The 13,635-nt window shown below is 66.9% G+C and carries 18 protein-coding genes; 10 read left to right on the forward strand and 8 right to left on the reverse strand.

Features of this window, described 5'->3' with window-relative positions; translation table 11 throughout:
• Positions 1 to 38: 38 nt before the first annotated feature.
• A complete protein-coding gene (locus ACO05L_RS06555; RefSeq protein WP_421731362.1) occupies positions 39 to 539 on the forward strand; it encodes a CC0125/CC1285 family lipoprotein in 501 nt (166 codons plus the stop codon).
• Positions 540 to 544: 5 nt separating this feature from the next.
• Here ACO05L_RS06555 and ACO05L_RS06560 read toward each other — a convergent pair whose 3' ends face one another.
• On the reverse strand, positions 545 to 1,819 hold the full coding sequence (locus ACO05L_RS06560) for a hypothetical protein (RefSeq protein WP_421731363.1): 1,275 nt from the start codon (positions 1,817 to 1,819) through the stop codon (positions 545 to 547).
• A gap of 244 nt (positions 1,820 to 2,063) precedes the next feature.
• Here ACO05L_RS06560 and crcB point away from each other — a divergent pair, with 244 nt between their 5' ends.
• From crcB to ACO05L_RS06590, 6 genes are all read left to right on the forward strand, one after another.
• Positions 2,064 to 2,459 carry a fluoride efflux transporter CrcB gene (crcB, locus tag ACO05L_RS06565; protein ID WP_421731364.1) on the forward strand — a complete coding sequence of 132 codons (396 nt, stop codon included), beginning with the start codon at positions 2,064 to 2,066 and terminating at the stop codon, positions 2,457 to 2,459.
• Between the two features lie 74 nt (positions 2,460 to 2,533).
• Entirely contained in the window at positions 2,534 to 3,511 is a 978-nt protein-coding gene (locus ACO05L_RS06570; RefSeq protein WP_421731640.1) for an RluA family pseudouridine synthase, read from the forward strand.
• Positions 3,508 to 4,197: an HAD-IA family hydrolase gene (locus tag ACO05L_RS06575; protein WP_421731365.1), complete on the forward strand. Its 690-nt coding sequence runs from the start codon at positions 3,508 to 3,510 to the stop codon at positions 4,195 to 4,197. Before ACO05L_RS06570 ends, ACO05L_RS06575 begins: the two co-directional genes overlap by 4 nt.
• Positions 4,198 to 4,203: 6 nt before the next feature.
• Complete coding sequence (locus ACO05L_RS06580) at positions 4,204 to 4,968, forward strand: ATP12 family chaperone protein (RefSeq protein ID WP_421731366.1); 765 nt, start codon at positions 4,204 to 4,206, stop codon at positions 4,966 to 4,968.
• A 78-nt stretch (positions 4,969 to 5,046) separates the two neighbouring features.
• Positions 5,047 to 5,493 carry a hypothetical protein gene (locus ACO05L_RS06585; RefSeq protein WP_421731367.1) on the forward strand — a complete coding sequence of 149 codons (447 nt, stop codon included), beginning with the start codon at positions 5,047 to 5,049 and terminating at the stop codon, positions 5,491 to 5,493.
• Positions 5,490 to 5,792 carry a transcriptional regulator gene (locus ACO05L_RS06590; protein WP_421731368.1) on the forward strand — a complete coding sequence of 101 codons (303 nt, stop codon included), beginning with the start codon at positions 5,490 to 5,492 and terminating at the stop codon, positions 5,790 to 5,792. Before ACO05L_RS06585 ends, ACO05L_RS06590 begins: the two co-directional genes overlap by 4 nt.
• On the opposite strand, the gene ACO05L_RS06595 is transcribed toward ACO05L_RS06590, so the two are convergent.
• Together ACO05L_RS06595 and ACO05L_RS06600 are read right to left on the reverse strand one after the other, a co-directional pair.
• Positions 5,789 to 6,949 (reverse strand): GNAT family N-acetyltransferase, encoded by a 1,161-nt coding sequence (locus ACO05L_RS06595; RefSeq protein ID WP_421731369.1) that lies wholly within the window; start codon positions 6,947 to 6,949, stop codon positions 5,789 to 5,791. The genes ACO05L_RS06590 and ACO05L_RS06595 overlap by 4 nt on opposite strands.
• Entirely contained in the window at positions 6,946 to 7,404 is a 459-nt protein-coding gene (locus ACO05L_RS06600) for a RidA family protein (protein WP_421731370.1), read from the reverse strand. Before ACO05L_RS06600 ends, ACO05L_RS06595 begins: the two co-directional genes overlap by 4 nt.
• Positions 7,405 to 7,512: 108 nt before the next feature.
• Here ACO05L_RS06600 and ACO05L_RS06605 point away from each other — a divergent pair, with 108 nt between their 5' ends.
• Positions 7,513 to 8,436, forward strand: a complete 924-nt coding sequence (locus tag ACO05L_RS06605) for a hypothetical protein (protein WP_421731371.1) — start codon at positions 7,513 to 7,515, stop codon at positions 8,434 to 8,436.
• Positions 8,437 to 8,452: 16 nt separating this feature from the next.
• Here the strand turns inward: ACO05L_RS06605 and ACO05L_RS06610 are convergent, their stop codons facing one another.
• The 4 genes from ACO05L_RS06610 to ACO05L_RS06625 all read right to left on the reverse strand — a co-directional run bounded on the left by ACO05L_RS06610 (position 8,453) and on the right by ACO05L_RS06625 (position 11,410).
• The gene (locus ACO05L_RS06610; protein WP_421731372.1) at positions 8,453 to 8,890 is read right to left on the reverse strand and encodes a hypothetical protein; all 438 of its coding nucleotides are present in this window, start codon (positions 8,888 to 8,890) and stop codon (positions 8,453 to 8,455) included.
• A 188-nt stretch (positions 8,891 to 9,078) separates the two neighbouring features.
• Positions 9,079 to 9,819: a polysaccharide deacetylase family protein gene (locus ACO05L_RS06615; protein ID WP_421731373.1), complete on the reverse strand. Its 741-nt coding sequence runs from the start codon at positions 9,817 to 9,819 to the stop codon at positions 9,079 to 9,081.
• 44 nt (positions 9,820 to 9,863) lie between these two features.
• Positions 9,864 to 11,120 carry a DNA polymerase IV gene (locus ACO05L_RS06620; protein WP_421731641.1) on the reverse strand — a complete coding sequence of 419 codons (1,257 nt, stop codon included), beginning with the start codon at positions 11,118 to 11,120 and terminating at the stop codon, positions 9,864 to 9,866.
• Positions 11,120 to 11,410, reverse strand: coding sequence for a hypothetical protein (locus ACO05L_RS06625; RefSeq protein ID WP_421731374.1), 291 nt, complete (start codon positions 11,408 to 11,410; stop codon positions 11,120 to 11,122). The genes ACO05L_RS06620 and ACO05L_RS06625 overlap by 1 nt, the downstream gene beginning before the upstream one ends.
• Positions 11,411 to 11,552: 142 nt before the next feature.
• Here ACO05L_RS06625 and ACO05L_RS06630 point away from each other — a divergent pair, with 142 nt between their 5' ends.
• Entirely contained in the window at positions 11,553 to 11,942 is a 390-nt protein-coding gene (locus tag ACO05L_RS06630) for a response regulator (protein WP_421731642.1), read from the forward strand.
• Complete coding sequence (locus ACO05L_RS06635; protein WP_421731375.1) at positions 11,939 to 13,303, forward strand: PleD family two-component system response regulator; 1,365 nt, start codon at positions 11,939 to 11,941, stop codon at positions 13,301 to 13,303. Before ACO05L_RS06630 ends, ACO05L_RS06635 begins: the two co-directional genes overlap by 4 nt.
• Positions 13,304 to 13,385: 82 nt before the next feature.
• On the opposite strand, the gene rpmG is transcribed toward ACO05L_RS06635, so the two are convergent.
• Positions 13,386 to 13,553 carry a 50S ribosomal protein L33 gene (gene rpmG, locus ACO05L_RS06640; RefSeq protein WP_421731376.1) on the reverse strand — a complete coding sequence of 56 codons (168 nt, stop codon included), beginning with the start codon at positions 13,551 to 13,553 and terminating at the stop codon, positions 13,386 to 13,388.
• Positions 13,554 to 13,635: the final 82 nt, after the last annotated feature.

Here is a 13,635-nt window from a genome sequence, read left to right on the forward strand (position 1 = left end):
CCGCAACGCTATCACAAACGAAACAGGGAGTTACGCCTATGAAGCCCCTATCTGTCCTGGCCATTTCGGCCTCTGCACTCGCCTTGACGGCCTGCGCCAGCCTGGCGCCCTACGGCGCCCAGGTCGGGCCGAGCGGGCAGGGCTATTCCGAGCAGCGGATCGAGATGGACCGCTATCGCGTCTCCTATCGCGGCGTAGGCGAGCCGGGGCCGGTCGCGGACTACGCCCTGCTGCGCGCAGCCGAACTGACCACCCAGCAGGGCTATGACTGGTTCGAGGTCACGCAACGCTACATCGATGGTCGGCCAGACAGCGCCGGCGGCGTCCGCCCGAGCGTGTCCATCGGCGGCGGATCGTCCCGGTACGGCGGTCGCTACGGCAGTTATCGGTCATCCGGCGTCGGCGTCGGCGTGGGCCTGAACTTCAGCGGGCCGTCGCCGACCTCGACCGTGCTGGAGGTTCGTCTCGGCCGAGGCCAGGCTCCGGATCGCGCAGAGGCCTATGACGCGCGCGAGGTTCAGCGCGCGCTGAGGCGCTGAACCCGCTAGCGCCCCCGCGTCAGCGCCCGGTATTCGACCAGCCGTTCCTTGTCGCGCCGGACCTGATCGGCGACGGCGTCGTCCACGTCCAGGGAGGCGTAGCGAACCCAGCCCTCGACCCCGAGCTTGTTCTGGATTGCGCCGACGGGCGTGGTCCACAGGAAGTAGGACAGGGTGCTGACCAGTGCGCCCAGTATGATGGCGAGCCCCTGCAGGCCTCGGAACCAGGCCGCCTCGACCGGTGCGGGCTCCAGCAAAAAGGCGCCCAGCCAGACGAGGAAGACCAGCGGCGTCACGAAACGGGCAAACCACCGCATCCAGTAACGCTCTCGCCGCACCCGCCACAGCTCCATCTGAACGTGCTTTTCCAGATATTCCATGCGCGCGCCCAGCCACATGGTCAGGCGGGTGAGGAAGTGTGACCGGCGACCCCAGCCCTTGCCGTCCATCTGGTACTGGGTCTCGGCCTGGTCGGCCATGGCGCGGGCCGAGGTGAACAGGTTCTGCAACTCGCGCGTCCTCTGCACGATCTCGCGCGAGAGTTCGTAAGAGTCGTTCTCCAGCCGGAAGCGGTACTGGATGAACAGGATTTGCTGCACGCCCCACCACAGGCCGACGACCGCGACCATGGCTCCGGCGGCGATGGCTGCGCCCGAGATCAGCGATCCGGTCCACTGGCTGAACCAGGTCGGACCCAGGGTGGCCAGGAGCGCGAACCCCACCATGGCCAGGAACTGGCACAGGCGCTTGGTGCCGACATGGACGCAAAGGGCGCGGAACACGCGGCGGCCATAGGCGTGGATGTGGGCGCGCAAATCCTTGTCGACCGGGAACCGTTCCTCGATCTGGCGGGCGAACAGGACGTGGAAACGGTCGGGTTTGCCCTCGGTCTCCCAGAAGGGGAAGATGTCGAGCGGCTGGTTGAAATACTCGTTGATATGGGCCGAGACGGCCGCGATCGTCGCCGGATCGGATGAGAAGACCTCGGCGTCCTGGATCGGCCTCAGGATTCCGTCGGCCTCGCGCAAGGGGGCGGGGCGATCCGGCACGCCCTGGGGCGCGGCGCGATTGTGCGAATCCTGCGCGCCGGGGGGCGGGGGATTGGTCTGTGTCTGGGCGATATAGCCGGGCGGCGGCGTATAGGCTTGCGGTTGAGGCGCGGGCTGGATCGGCGCGGGCTCGAACGGCGACGACGGATAGGCGTCGGCCGCGGGTGCGTGGCCTGGATCCGGCGCGTGGCCTGGATGCGGGTTGTGGTCGTGGGGATGATCGTTCGACATGTCGGACGCTTCGGGCCTCGGCGGTTTCAGCCCGGCAGTATGACAGAGAACGACACTGGGCGGACGGCGTTCTCGTAAGGCGCGAAGCGGCGCCGTTACGCCAGCTATCGCCGTTAACCGTACCGCCCGGCAAGTGACGTTTCGTTCAGGGACCGTGGCGACCGACTTGGCCGAACCCCCATCGGCGCGAGGGGGGCATAGTCTTCCTTCGCAACCGGGCAGATCGCGCTATAAGCCCGGCATCATGACACGTTTGCTTCTTGTCGGCCTGGGCGGGGCCCTGGGCTCCATGGCGCGCTATGGCGTCGGGGCGGCGGCTGCGCGTCTCGCGCCCGGCGCTGCCTGGCCATGGGCGACGCTGAGCGTGAACGTTGTCGGCGGCCTGGTCATGGGACTGGTCGCCGGTTGGCTGGCGCTGAAGGGCGGAGCGGGCGCCGAGAACGTGCGGGTCTTCGCCGCCGTGGGCCTGCTGGGCGGGTTCACGACCTTCTCGGCCTTTTCATTGGAGACGGTGCTCATGATCGAGCGCCGTCAGTACGGAATGGCGGGCGCCTATGTTGGCCTGTCGGTGGTCCTGGCGGTCACGGCCCTGATGGTCGGACTGTTCATCGCGCGACGGGCGTTTGGAGCGGTATTGTGAGTTACGACCCCAGGGAAGACGAAGCCGAGGCGGCGCCCGCTCCGAAAGGCGCTGCGGGGACGGCGGAGGCGCAGATCCTCTACGTGGCCGAGGCCGAGGACGGCATCCGGCTGGACCGCTGGTTCCGGCGGCGCTGGCCCCACCTGTCCAACATCCAGGTGCAGAAGATGGCGCGCGGCGGTCAGATCCGCGTCGATGGCGCCCGCATCAAGCCCGAAGGTCGCCTGACCGCCGGGGCCGCCGTGCGCGTGCCGCCGATCCCCGAGCCGATCGTCCGAGCCGAGGGCGAACGCGAGACGCTGAGCGCCAAGGACGTGGCCTATGCCAAGTCCCTGGTCATCTATGAGGACAAGCTGGTCATCGCCCTGAACAAGCCGTGGGGCCTGGCGGTACAGGGCGGGACCAAGACGACCAAGCACGTCGACCGTCTGCTGTCGGCCTGGGGCGAGGGGATGGACCGGCCTCGTCTGGTGCACCGGCTGGACCGCGACACCTCGGGCGTCCTCTTGCTGGGCAAGGGACCGGAGGCGGCCAAGCGGCTGGCGGGCGCCTTTGCGCGGCGTCAGGCCAAGAAGACCTACTGGGCCATCGTCATGGGCATGCCCAAGCCCAGCGCCGGTCAGATCGACATGCATCTGAAGAAGTCGGGCATCAACGACTACGAGATCATGCGACCGGCCGATCCCAAGGAGAACGGCGCCGAACCGGCCGAGACCGCCTTCGCCCTGATCAGCCATGCGGGCCAGCGGGCGTCGTGGATGGCGCTGCGGCCCTTTACCGGGCGGACCCATCAGCTGCGGGCGCACATGAAGGCCATCGGCCATCCGATCCTGGGCGATCCCAAATACGGCGACGAGCGCTCCAATGAACTCAGCGGGCCGCTGAAGCTGCAACTGCATGCCCGGCGCATCGAGCTTGACCATCCCGGCGGCGGCAAGCTGATCGTCGAGGCGCCGATCAGCCCCGAACTGCGCGCTGGCTTCCAGCATTTCGGCTTTGACGAGGGCGAGGCCAACTACGACCCGTTCGAAGGCGTGAAGCGTCAGCGATGAACCGGCCGCTCGCAATCTTCGACATCGACGGCACCCTGGTGGACAGCCGCGCCTCGATCTTTCGTGCGGCGACCGAGGCGGCGCGCGACCTGGGCCTGCCCGAGCCCGAATACGACCGCGTGCGCCAGATCGTCGGCCTGTCCCTGCCCAAGGCCCTGCACACGCTGGAGCCCGACCTGACCCAGGCCGAGCTGGCCGATTTCGTGGCGGCCTTCCAGGCCAGCTTCGGCCGGATGTACGCGGCGGGCCACAAGGAGCCGCTGTACGACGGCGTGATGGCGCACCTGCGTCGTCTGCACCGGGATGGCTGGAAACTGGCTCTGGCCACCGGACAGAATCGGCGCGGCGTAGCCCGCAATCTGGCGCGCGAGGGGTGGGCCGACCTGTTCCTGTCCTCTCATTGCGCCGAGGACGGGCCGGGCAAGCCGGACCCGGCCATGCTGCTGGCCGCCATGTCCGCCTGCGACGCCTCGCCCGAGACGACCGTGATGATCGGCGACACGGCCCACGACATGACCATGGCGGTCCGCGCGGGCGTCGATCCGCTGGGCGTCGGCTGGGGCTTTCACACCGTCGATGAACAGATCGCCGGCGGCGCCCGCCATGTCGCCGTCGATTTCCCCGACCTGGAGGCTGAGCTCGATCGTTTCGCCTCCGCACCCTCGACCCTTCGACAGACGGCCTGAGACACCATGAGCCACATCCCCCCGCTTGATCCCATGGTCGCCGCCAAGAAGGGCTTTCGCGAATCCGAGGAGCGGCTGAAACGGTTCTGGACCGTGGCCGACATCGTCGCCGAGGGCGACGGCTGGAAGGTCGTGCTGGACGGCCGGTCGCCCAAGACCCCGGCCAAGGCGGCCTATGTCCTGCCCACCGAGGCGGCGGCGCGCATGGTCGCGCAGGAGTGGGCCGCTCAGGGCGAGTTCATCGAGCCGGGGACCATGCCCGCCACCCGCCTGGCCGCCACCGCCATCGACCGCGTCAGCCGGACGCGCGAGCCGGTCGCCGACGAGATCGCCGCCTATGCCGGGTCGGACGTGATCTGTTACCTGGCCGAACACCCGACGCCCCTGGTGCGCGAACAGGCCCAGTCGTGGGGCCCATGGCGGGATTGGGCGGCCAGCGAGCTGGGCGTCAATCTGGTCGTGGCCGAGGGCATAATCCACCGCGCCCAGGACCCTGAAGCCATCGCCCGCGTGAAGGCCCTGGCGCTGGACGCGGACGACCACGCCCTGACCGGATTGGGCATGGCGGTTCCTCTGCTGGGGTCGGCTGTGCTGGGCCTGGCCGTCATGCGCGGCGCCCTGTCGGGCGAAGAGGCCTTTGATCTGTCGCGGCTGGAAGAGGCCTTCCAGGAAAACCAGTGGGGCGTGGACGCCGACAACGCCGAGCGCACCGCCGCCCGCCGCGAAGAGGCGATCCTGCTGGACCGCTGGTTCCGGGCGCTGGCGAAGTAACTTTCCGAACTGGAAAGTAATCACTTGACGATATGGAAAGTCACGGTCATTTTCCAGTCTGGAAAGTGAGGAAATCCGATGACTGAAGATCCCAACCCGCACGAGGCCCTGGCCTCGATCCATGCCGCGCGCAGCAGCGTCGCCGATCGCATGGTCCTGCCCTGGACCTATGACGCCCTCTATGCCGTCGCCGTGGGCGGGATGGTGGCCAGCCAGATCGCGCCTGCGCCCTTCGGCGTGATCGGCATCGGCGTCTGCATCTGTCTGTTGGCGCTCTACGCCACCCTGTGGAAGCGCAAGGTGGGCGTCTGGGTCTATGGCACTTCGCCCAAGCGGGCGCGGTGGGTGGCGATCGGAGGCGGCCTTGTGGCGGGCGCGGCCATGGTCACGGCGATGTATGTCATGCGCACCACGGGCGACTGGCGCATTCCGCTGGCGCTGGCGGCGGTGATGACCGTCCTGGCCTATCTGATCAACCGTCTGTGGGTCCGGGTCTATCGCCGCGAGATGGAGACGGGGGCATGAGCGCGCCCGTTTTCGACGCCGTGATCCATGCGCCGGGACGGTTGCAGATCTGCGCCATCCTGTCCGGCGTGGACGAGGGCGAGTTCGCCATGATCCGCGACCAGATCGGCGTGTCGGACTCGGTCATGTCGAAACACGTCAAGCAACTGGAGGAGGCCGGTTACGTCTTCCCGCGCAAGGCTGCGGCGGCGGGGCGACAGCGCACCTGGCTGAGCCTGACCGGACCGGGGCGAAAGGCCTTCGCCGGTCATGTCGCCGAGCTGAACCGGCTGGCCGGGATGGTGGCGACCTCGACCTAATCCGCCGTCCGATAGGGGGACAGGTACGCGGTCATGGCCGCGATCTCCGCATCGACCCCGGCGCGTTCCTGTTCGACATAGCGGGCCACCGGGGTTCGCAGCGCCGGGTCGGCGATCCAGTGGGCGGAATAGACGGGGGAGGGCAGGTAGCCGCGCGCGATCTTGTGCTCGCCCTGCGCCCCGGCCTCGACGCGGGACAGGCCGCGCGAAATGGCGAAGTCGATGGCCTGATAATAGCAGAGCTCGAAGTGGAGGAAGGGAACCTCCTCCAGCGCGCCCCACTGGCGACCGTACAGGGCGTCGCGGCCGATGAAGTTCAGGGCGCCGGCGATGGGCGTCTCGTCACGGAACGCCATGACCAGGGCGACGCGGTCGGCCATCGTCTGACCCACCATCGAGAAGAAGTCGCGGGTCAGATAGGGACGACCCCACTTTCGGCTGCCGGTGTCCATGTAGAAGGCGAAGAAGGCGTCCCAATGATCCTCGGTGATCTCGGCGCCGGTCAGCACGCGGATCTCGAGGCCGGCCTGGGCGTCGCGGCGTTCGCGTCGGATGGTCTTGCGCCGGTTGGACGACAGGGCGACCAGGAAGTCGTCGAAGGTCTGGTAGCCGTTGTTGCGCCAGACATATTGCATGTCCTGTCGCCGGATCATGTCCGCCTCGCCCATCGCCTCCCACTCGGCGCGGGTGGGAAAGTTGACGTGCAGGGACGAGACGCCGGTCTGTTCCGTCAGGCCAAGGGCGCCCTGGATCAGGGCCTGGCGCACCGTCGCAGGGTCCGCATCCGGGTGGTTCAGGAATCGCGGGCCGCTGGCGGGGGTGAAGGGCACGGCCCCCAGCAGCTTGGGATAATAGCGCCCGCCCGCCCGCTCATAGGCCTCGGCCCAGGCATGGTCGAAGACGTATTCGCCCTGGCTGTTGCCCTTCAGATAGAGGGGCATGACCCCCAAGACCCGGTCGTCCGCGTCGCGCAGGCTAAGATGACGCGGCCCCCAGCCCTGACGCGGCGCCGCGCTGAGCGAGGCTTCGCAGGCGTGCAGGAAGTCATAGCTGACGAAGGGATCGCCGGTCGGGGCGGCGCAGGCGTCCCACGCCTCGCGACCTATGGCCGCGAGGCTGTCATGGACGTGGATCGTGAAGTCGGGCGGTGGGGTCACCGCACCTCGACGATGGCGTCGACTTCAACGGCGAAGCCGAGCGGAAGCTGATAGACGCCGACGGCCGAGCGGGCGTGCTTGCCGGCCTCGCCGAAGACCTCGACCATCAGGTCCGAGCAGCCGTTGATGACGGCGGGAATGGCGGTGAAGCCCGGTCCGGTCTGGACGAAGCCGCCCAGTTTGACGATGCGCACGACGCGCTCCAGGTCGCCGTCCACGGCGGCCCTGATCTGGGCGATCAGGTTGATGGCGCACAGGCGGGCGGCTGCGGCGGCCTCTTCGGCGGTCACATCGACGCCGACGGTGCCCTTGATGCCGCCCGAGGCGTCGTTCGACAGCTGGCCCGAGACGTGGACCAGGTTGCCGGTCTGGACATAGGAGACATAGCTGGCGACCGGCTTGGCGGGTTCGGGCAGAGTGATGTCGAGGGCTGCAAGGCGGGCGGCGACGGTCATGGCATGGGCTCCTGAAACTCGGGCGCGGTTTAGCCCGGATGCCGGGGCGCGTCATCCTGTGCGGTGGTTTTAAAGGTTCGCACACCGCTGTGTGGCAGGCTGGGCGACATGGAAACGCTGTCGCAGAACAATATCGAAGCCTTCAAGGCCGTCCGCAACCGCCTGGATGCCGCCGCCCTGACGCGGGTCGACATCGCCTCGGTCGAGGCCGTGGACCCGGCCAAGGCCGCCGCCAGCCACTGGAATTTCGACCTGCCTTCGCACGCAGCGGACCTGGCTCTGGGCGAGGATGCGACCGACGAGATGCGTCGCGCTCTGGTCGCCACCTGGGCGCTGGAACTGCCAGGGCGCGCCGTCGCCGCCGACCTGCCGCCCGAGGTGATGGAGCTCTATCCCTTCTGGCTGGACCGGCTGGCCGAGTTCCTGGCGGCGTCGGAGGGCGAATACGACCGCGACTTCTGGGCCAAGGACGTGCGCTTCTCGCTGGCGCTGAGCGTGCCCGGCGCCCTGACCCAGACCATCGACCTCTCCTCGCCCATGGGGCCGGGGCAGGTGGTGCGGAACGGTCGCGACGGTTACGGCTGGTCGCAACTGATCGCCTATGTGAAGGCGCAGGGCTGGAAAAAGGCCTGGCTGGAGGTCCACACCGAAAGCCGCCACACCCATGATTTCAACGAGGCCGGCTGGGACCGCGCCTGGGCCACCGCCGCCGCCATCTGCAAGCGCCGGCCGGAGCTGGCGGGCATGATCGGATCGAGCTGGTTCTATGACCCGCCACTGGAGACCATCAGCCCGCGTCTGGGGTATCTGCGCCTAAACCCGCTGAAGGGCGGCGCCTTCATCATCCACCAGGGCCCGGCGCCGATCCATTCGGAACGCTGCGGCGCAACCTCTCCGACCCGGCGGGCGATGATCGAGAGCGGTGAATACCTGCCGCGTTCGTGGCTGGTGGCCTGGCCGAAATCGACGCTGATCCCGTGGGCCGATGCGCGCGCCGCGGCGATGAAGGCGGACGAGAAGGCGGCGGCCTAGGTCGCCTTAGGCGCGCCTATGGCTCGTAAACCGCAATCACTGCGTCGAGCCGCGATACGATATCGGCTTGCCCCTTATGTGCGGCCCGCAGAGCTCGGGCCTCCGCGACAAGCTCCGGCTCGCAGCGAAGCTCGTCCATCCGGGCGTTCAGCCATTGATCCCGTTCCGACCCGTCGCCGCCGATCTCACCTGAGTAGTGCTGACAAAGGACACCGCGATACTCGAGGGCTTCCAGTGGGTCGGCGGGTTCTGCCTCGACGTTCCGATAGCGCTCCTGCGTATCTTCCCACGACATCGGCGCGGCGGCCTGAGGAGCGGCCGCTGGCTCTGCCGCTGCCACCGGGGTCATTGCCGATGCCTCTGGCGTGGCAGGTTTGGCGGCTAGCTTCTGGTCCGCAGGCCCCCAGGCGGCAAGGACGATGGCGGCAAGGCCAAGAGCCATGATGCGTGACATGATGCACGTCTCCTCGGGTCGGGTGCGCGATGCGGCGCGAAGACGCCGGAAATCGATGATCGCTCAACATTGCTGACCAAATTCATGTCTGCAATGGGTCACAAGCAGCAATCTGCCGGGCGCCGGGCGCGAGACATCAACGGCGAGTGCTTCTCGCCAGTCCCAGCCACCTAGCGTTCAGGCCGAGATCAGGCCGCAATGCGCTCCCACGCCATGTCCACCGGCAGGATGTCCAGATCGGCGGCCTTGGCCAGACGGATGACGCGATCCAGATCGTCGGGGGTGCAGCCGTAGGGCGTGGGCCCGTCCATCACGTCGTGGCCGTAGGCGATCAGCCAGCCTTTTGAGGCGGCGGTGGCGGCCATCATCGCTTCCAGATCATAGCCGGGCAGGCGCCGGCTTTCGAGACCGATGGCCTGGAGCAGGTTGCGGTCGGCCTTGCCTGTGTTGACGCCGTCGCGCACGCCGCGTCCGCACAGGAAACGGCCGTCGATCACGGCCTTGGACCCCAGGGCGCAGTCTCCGAAGGGATAGGCGAAGGTGCGCATGACGTGGCCGTCCAGACGTTCCGACACCCACTCGGCGTTGCGCGCCAGGCTGGCGTCTAGCTCGGCGGGCGACAGGGTCAGGGTCGAGGCGTGTTCATAGGTATGACAGCCGACCTCGTGCCCGGCCTCGTGCAGGGCCAGCAGATGTTCGGTCTCGAACTGGGGCAGGTCCATGTTGAAACCGCCCGACAGACCGCCGCAGACATAATAGGTGGCCTTGATGCCGTGTTCGGCCAGGATAGGGCCGGCCTCGGTCCAGGCGCTGACCGGGATGTCGTCGAACGACAGGCTGAAGACGCCACGCGCAGGCGCGATCTCCACCGAGCGGACATCCAGGTAGCGGCCGGCGCGGCGGCGCATCTTGTCGATGAAAGCGGACATGGGCCAGACCATCGCAGGTCGCCGTTAAGGTCGGTTGAACGCGGCTATTTCTTGAGCGCCCGCCCGGCCACCACGGCATTGCTGCCGAACTTGGCGCGCAGTTTGTCGATGGTGGTCTCGGTCTTGAGGGCGCGGGTCTCGGTCGAGGCGAACAGGCCGGAGGCGCCTTCGACCGCATCCTGCACATCGGCCATGCCGATGCCGATCAGGCGATAGGGTATGCCCAGTTCGGGCTTCAGCAGTTCGCGGCCGATCGCGAACAGGGCGCGGGCGGTCTGGACGGGCTCGGCGACCGTGTGGCGGCGGGTGATGATCTTGAAGTCGGTGCGGCGCAGTTTCAGCACGATGGAGCGGCTGGCCACACCGTCGCGGCGGGCCTTTGACGCCAGCTTCTCGCACAGGGGCCAAAGCTCGGCGTCGAGGTCTTCGGCCGAGGTTAGATCGAGGTTGAAGGTGGTCTCTGCGCTCATCCCCTTGCGGTCATGCTCGGGTTTGACGGCGCGGGCGTCTCGGCCGTGGCTGAGGTCGTGCAGGCGCAGACCCGTCTCGCCGTAGCGTTTGACCAGATCGCGCACGTCCGCTCTAGCCAGGTCGCCGATGGTTTCGAAGCCGTCGCTGCGCAGGGTCTTGCCGAACACCGGGCCGACGCCGGGCAGGGCGGTCACCTTGCGCGGGGCCAGGATGGCGACGGCGTCGCGCTTCGAGACTACGGAAAACCCGCGCGGCTTGTCCATTTCCGACGCCATCTTGGCCAGGAACCGGTTGGGGGCCAGGCCGATGGAGACGCCCAGGCCGGTCTCGTCCTCGATGCGTTTTTGCAGGCGGATCAGTTGCAGGGCGGGCGGGCCGCCGTTCAGCCGCTCGGTGCCGGCCAGGTCGATCCAGGCCTCGTCCAGCGACAGGGTCTGGACCAGGGGCGTCAGTTCGCCGACGAAGCCGAAGATGCGCTGGGATTCGAACACGTATTTGCTGAAGTCCGGCTTGATCACCACGGCCTCGGGGCAGGCCTTCAGCGCCTTGAACATCGGCATGGCGGAATGGACGCCGTACATTCGGGCGATGTAGCAGCAGGTCGAGACCACGCCTCGAACTCCGCCGCCGACGATGACCGGCCGGTCGCGCAAATCCGGGCGGTCGCGCTTCTCCACCGAGGCGTAGAAGGCGTCGCAGTCGAGGTGGGCGATGGTCAGTTCCGACAGTTCGCGATCGCAGACCATGCGGCGCGACCCGCAGTCCGGACAGCGTCCATCGCCCGGCGCTTGGGCTCCGGCGCATAGACAGTCCCGACAGATGGCGGTGATCACAGCCGAGAGTCTTTGGCAGGCGGCAGGTAGCGCCTGCAGAACAAGATCATCAGGCTGTTGCCGGCGGCCGTAGACGCGAGGAGCAGGACGCCAGGCAGGGTGAACGGGTCATATGCACCATTGGCGTAGGTAAAAAGGAAGCAGAAGGCGACCAGCCCCCAGCCGGACGCGAGCTGCGGCCACAGGGATGCCCCCCAGATGCCTTCGGCCACCCTGAAAGCCACTACGCCAAACGCGAACGAGCAGAAAAAGATGGTGACCAAATCCGACACGTTTGGCAGCGTCAAAATAAGCCTCCTGTCCTGATCGGCGGGGTCGTATCCACGCTTCACGTCAACTTAAGACTGGACCCTGCATATTGCACGGGAAGACGGCGTGAGCGCCGCATGAGCAAACGCGCCGCGTCAGCGGTGAACAGGCCAGGTGATGATGCCCAAGAAAGTCCTCATCGTCGAGGATAACGAGCTGAACATGAAGCTGTTTCATGATCTGCTCGACTCGCAGGGGTACGAGACCCTCCAGACCCGCGAGGGCCTGCAGGCCATGGCCCTGGCGCGCCAGCACAGCCCCGATCTGATCCTGATGGATATCCAGCTGCCTGAGATCTCGGGCCTGGAAGTGACCAAATGGCTCAAGGACGACGAGGAGCTGGCCCATATCCCGATCATCGCCGTGACGGCCTTCGCCATGAAGGGTGACGAGGAACGGATCCGTCAGGGCGGCTGCGAGGCCTATATCTCCAAGCCCATTTCGGTGATGCATTTCCTCGAGACCGTCAGGAAGCACCTGGGCCAGCCCGCCCTGGTGACGATCCCATGACCGCCCGGATTCTGGTCGTCGACGATGTGGAGGCGAATGTTCGTCTGCTCGAAGCCAAGCTGACGCTGGAATACTACGACGTCCTCAGCTGCCACGACGGCATGACGGCCATTGCCCTGGCTGGGGCGGAGAAGCCCGACATCATCCTGCTGGATGTGATGATGCCCGGCATGGATGGGTTCGAGACCTGCAAGCGGTTAAAGGCCGATCCCGAGACGCGGCATATTCCCGTGGTGCTGGTCACGGCGCTGGACGGACGCGAAGACCGGATCAAGGGTCTGGAAGCGGGGGCTGACGACTTCGTCACCAAGCCTATCGACGACGTGATTCTGTTTGCCCGCGTGCGTTCGCTGACGCGGTTGAAGCTGATCATGGACGAGTTGCGCGAGCGCGAGGAAAGCGGTCGCCGCATGGGCGTGACGACCGATGGCGCGGGGCGGTTGCGCGGGTCCGGCGGACGCGTCCTGATCGTCGATGACAATGCCCGACAGGCCGAGACGATTGCAGCAGAATTGAGCGGCGAGCACCGCCCGGTGATCGAGGCAGACGCCGGCGCCGCCCTGGTCGCCTCGCGTGGTCTGATCGACCTGATGATCGTCAATATCGGAGCCGAAAGCTTCGACGGGCTCAGGCTGATCGCCCAGGCCCGTTCGGTGGACGCCACCCGCCACCTGCCCATCCTGGCTGTCGTCGACAACGCCGACCGACCGCGCCTGCTGAAGGCGCTGGAACTGGGCGTCAACGATATCCTGAGCCGGCCGGTCGATCCTGGCGAACTGTCGGCGCGCGCGCGAACCCAGATCCGGCGCAAACGCTATACCGACTTCCTGCGCGACAAGCTGGACTACAGCCTGGAAATGGCCGTCACCGATGCCCTGACCGGACTGCACAATCGCCGCTACATGGCCGGGCAGCTTCAGGCTTTGGTGCAGCGCGCCAGCCATGGCGGCGATCCCGTCGCCGTGCTGGTCATGGATATCGATCACTTCAAATCGGTCAACGACGGCTTCGGTCATGACGCCGGTGACGAGGTGCTGACCGAGTTCGCCGTGCGGCTGGCGACCAATGTGCGGGCCGTGGACCTGCCGTGCCGATTCGGCGGCGAAGAGTTCGTCGTCGTCATGCCAGGCACCGAACTGGCCGACGCTCACCGCATCGCCGACCGTATCCGGCGCGACGTGGCCTCGGCCCCGTTCCGGGTCATGGGCGGCAAGGAGTTGATCACCATCACCGTGTCCATTGGCGTGGCCGCATCCCTGGGACAGGGTGACACGCCCGAAGCCCTGCTGAAGCGCGGCGACGAGGGTGTGTACGAGGCCAAGGCCGGCGGACGAAACAAGGTCATCGCCCGGGCGGCCTGATGGCGAACCCCGCCGGATCCCAGAACGAAAAACGCCCGGTCATCGCTGACCGGGCGTTTTCAATTCGGCGGTGGCGAAGACCTTACTTGATCTTGCCTTCCTTGAATTCGACGTGCTTGCGGATGACGGGGTCGTATTTGTTGACGACCATCTTCTCCGTCATGGTGCGGGCATTCTTCTTGGTGACATAGAAGAAACCGGTGTCGGCGGTCGAGTTCAGGCGGATCTTAATGGAAGCTGGCTTGGCCATCGGAATTACCTTTGCGACGGCGAAAGCCGCTAAAATGAGAGCGGCGGAACATACTCAGGAAAGGCGGGAAGTCAACGCCTGT

Source organism: Brevundimonas sp. (assembly GCF_965227765.1).
In the GTDB taxonomy this organism is placed as follows: Bacteria; Pseudomonadota; Alphaproteobacteria; order Caulobacterales; family Caulobacteraceae; genus Brevundimonas.

Coding starts and splice junctions, on each gene's coding strand:
- ACO05L_RS06560 (WP_421731363.1), bottom strand. CDS start 1,819: ATGTCGAACGATCATCCCCACGACCACAACCCGCATCCAGGCCACGCG.
- ACO05L_RS06590 (WP_421731368.1), top strand. CDS start 5,490: ATGAGCGCGCCCGTTTTCGACGCCGTGATCCATGCGCCGGGACGGTTG.
- rpmG (WP_421731376.1), bottom strand. CDS start 13,553: ATGGCCAAGCCAGCTTCCATTAAGATCCGCCTGAACTCGACCGCCGAC.
- ACO05L_RS06605 (WP_421731371.1), top strand. CDS start 7,513: ATGGAAACGCTGTCGCAGAACAATATCGAAGCCTTCAAGGCCGTCCGC.
- ACO05L_RS06630 (WP_421731642.1), top strand. CDS start 11,553: ATGCCCAAGAAAGTCCTCATCGTCGAGGATAACGAGCTGAACATGAAG.
- ACO05L_RS06615 (WP_421731373.1), bottom strand. CDS start 9,819: ATGTCCGCTTTCATCGACAAGATGCGCCGCCGCGCCGGCCGCTACCTG.
- crcB (WP_421731364.1), top strand. CDS start 2,064: ATGACACGTTTGCTTCTTGTCGGCCTGGGCGGGGCCCTGGGCTCCATG.
- ACO05L_RS06610 (WP_421731372.1), bottom strand. CDS start 8,890: ATGTCACGCATCATGGCTCTTGGCCTTGCCGCCATCGTCCTTGCCGCC.
- ACO05L_RS06575 (WP_421731365.1), top strand. CDS start 3,508: ATGAACCGGCCGCTCGCAATCTTCGACATCGACGGCACCCTGGTGGAC.
- ACO05L_RS06600 (WP_421731370.1), bottom strand. CDS start 7,404: ATGACCGTCGCCGCCCGCCTTGCAGCCCTCGACATCACTCTGCCCGAA.
- ACO05L_RS06555 (WP_421731362.1), top strand. CDS start 39: ATGAAGCCCCTATCTGTCCTGGCCATTTCGGCCTCTGCACTCGCCTTG.
- ACO05L_RS06580 (WP_421731366.1), top strand. CDS start 4,204: ATGAGCCACATCCCCCCGCTTGATCCCATGGTCGCCGCCAAGAAGGGC.
- ACO05L_RS06635 (WP_421731375.1), top strand. CDS start 11,939: ATGACCGCCCGGATTCTGGTCGTCGACGATGTGGAGGCGAATGTTCGT.
- ACO05L_RS06585 (WP_421731367.1), top strand. CDS start 5,047: ATGACTGAAGATCCCAACCCGCACGAGGCCCTGGCCTCGATCCATGCC.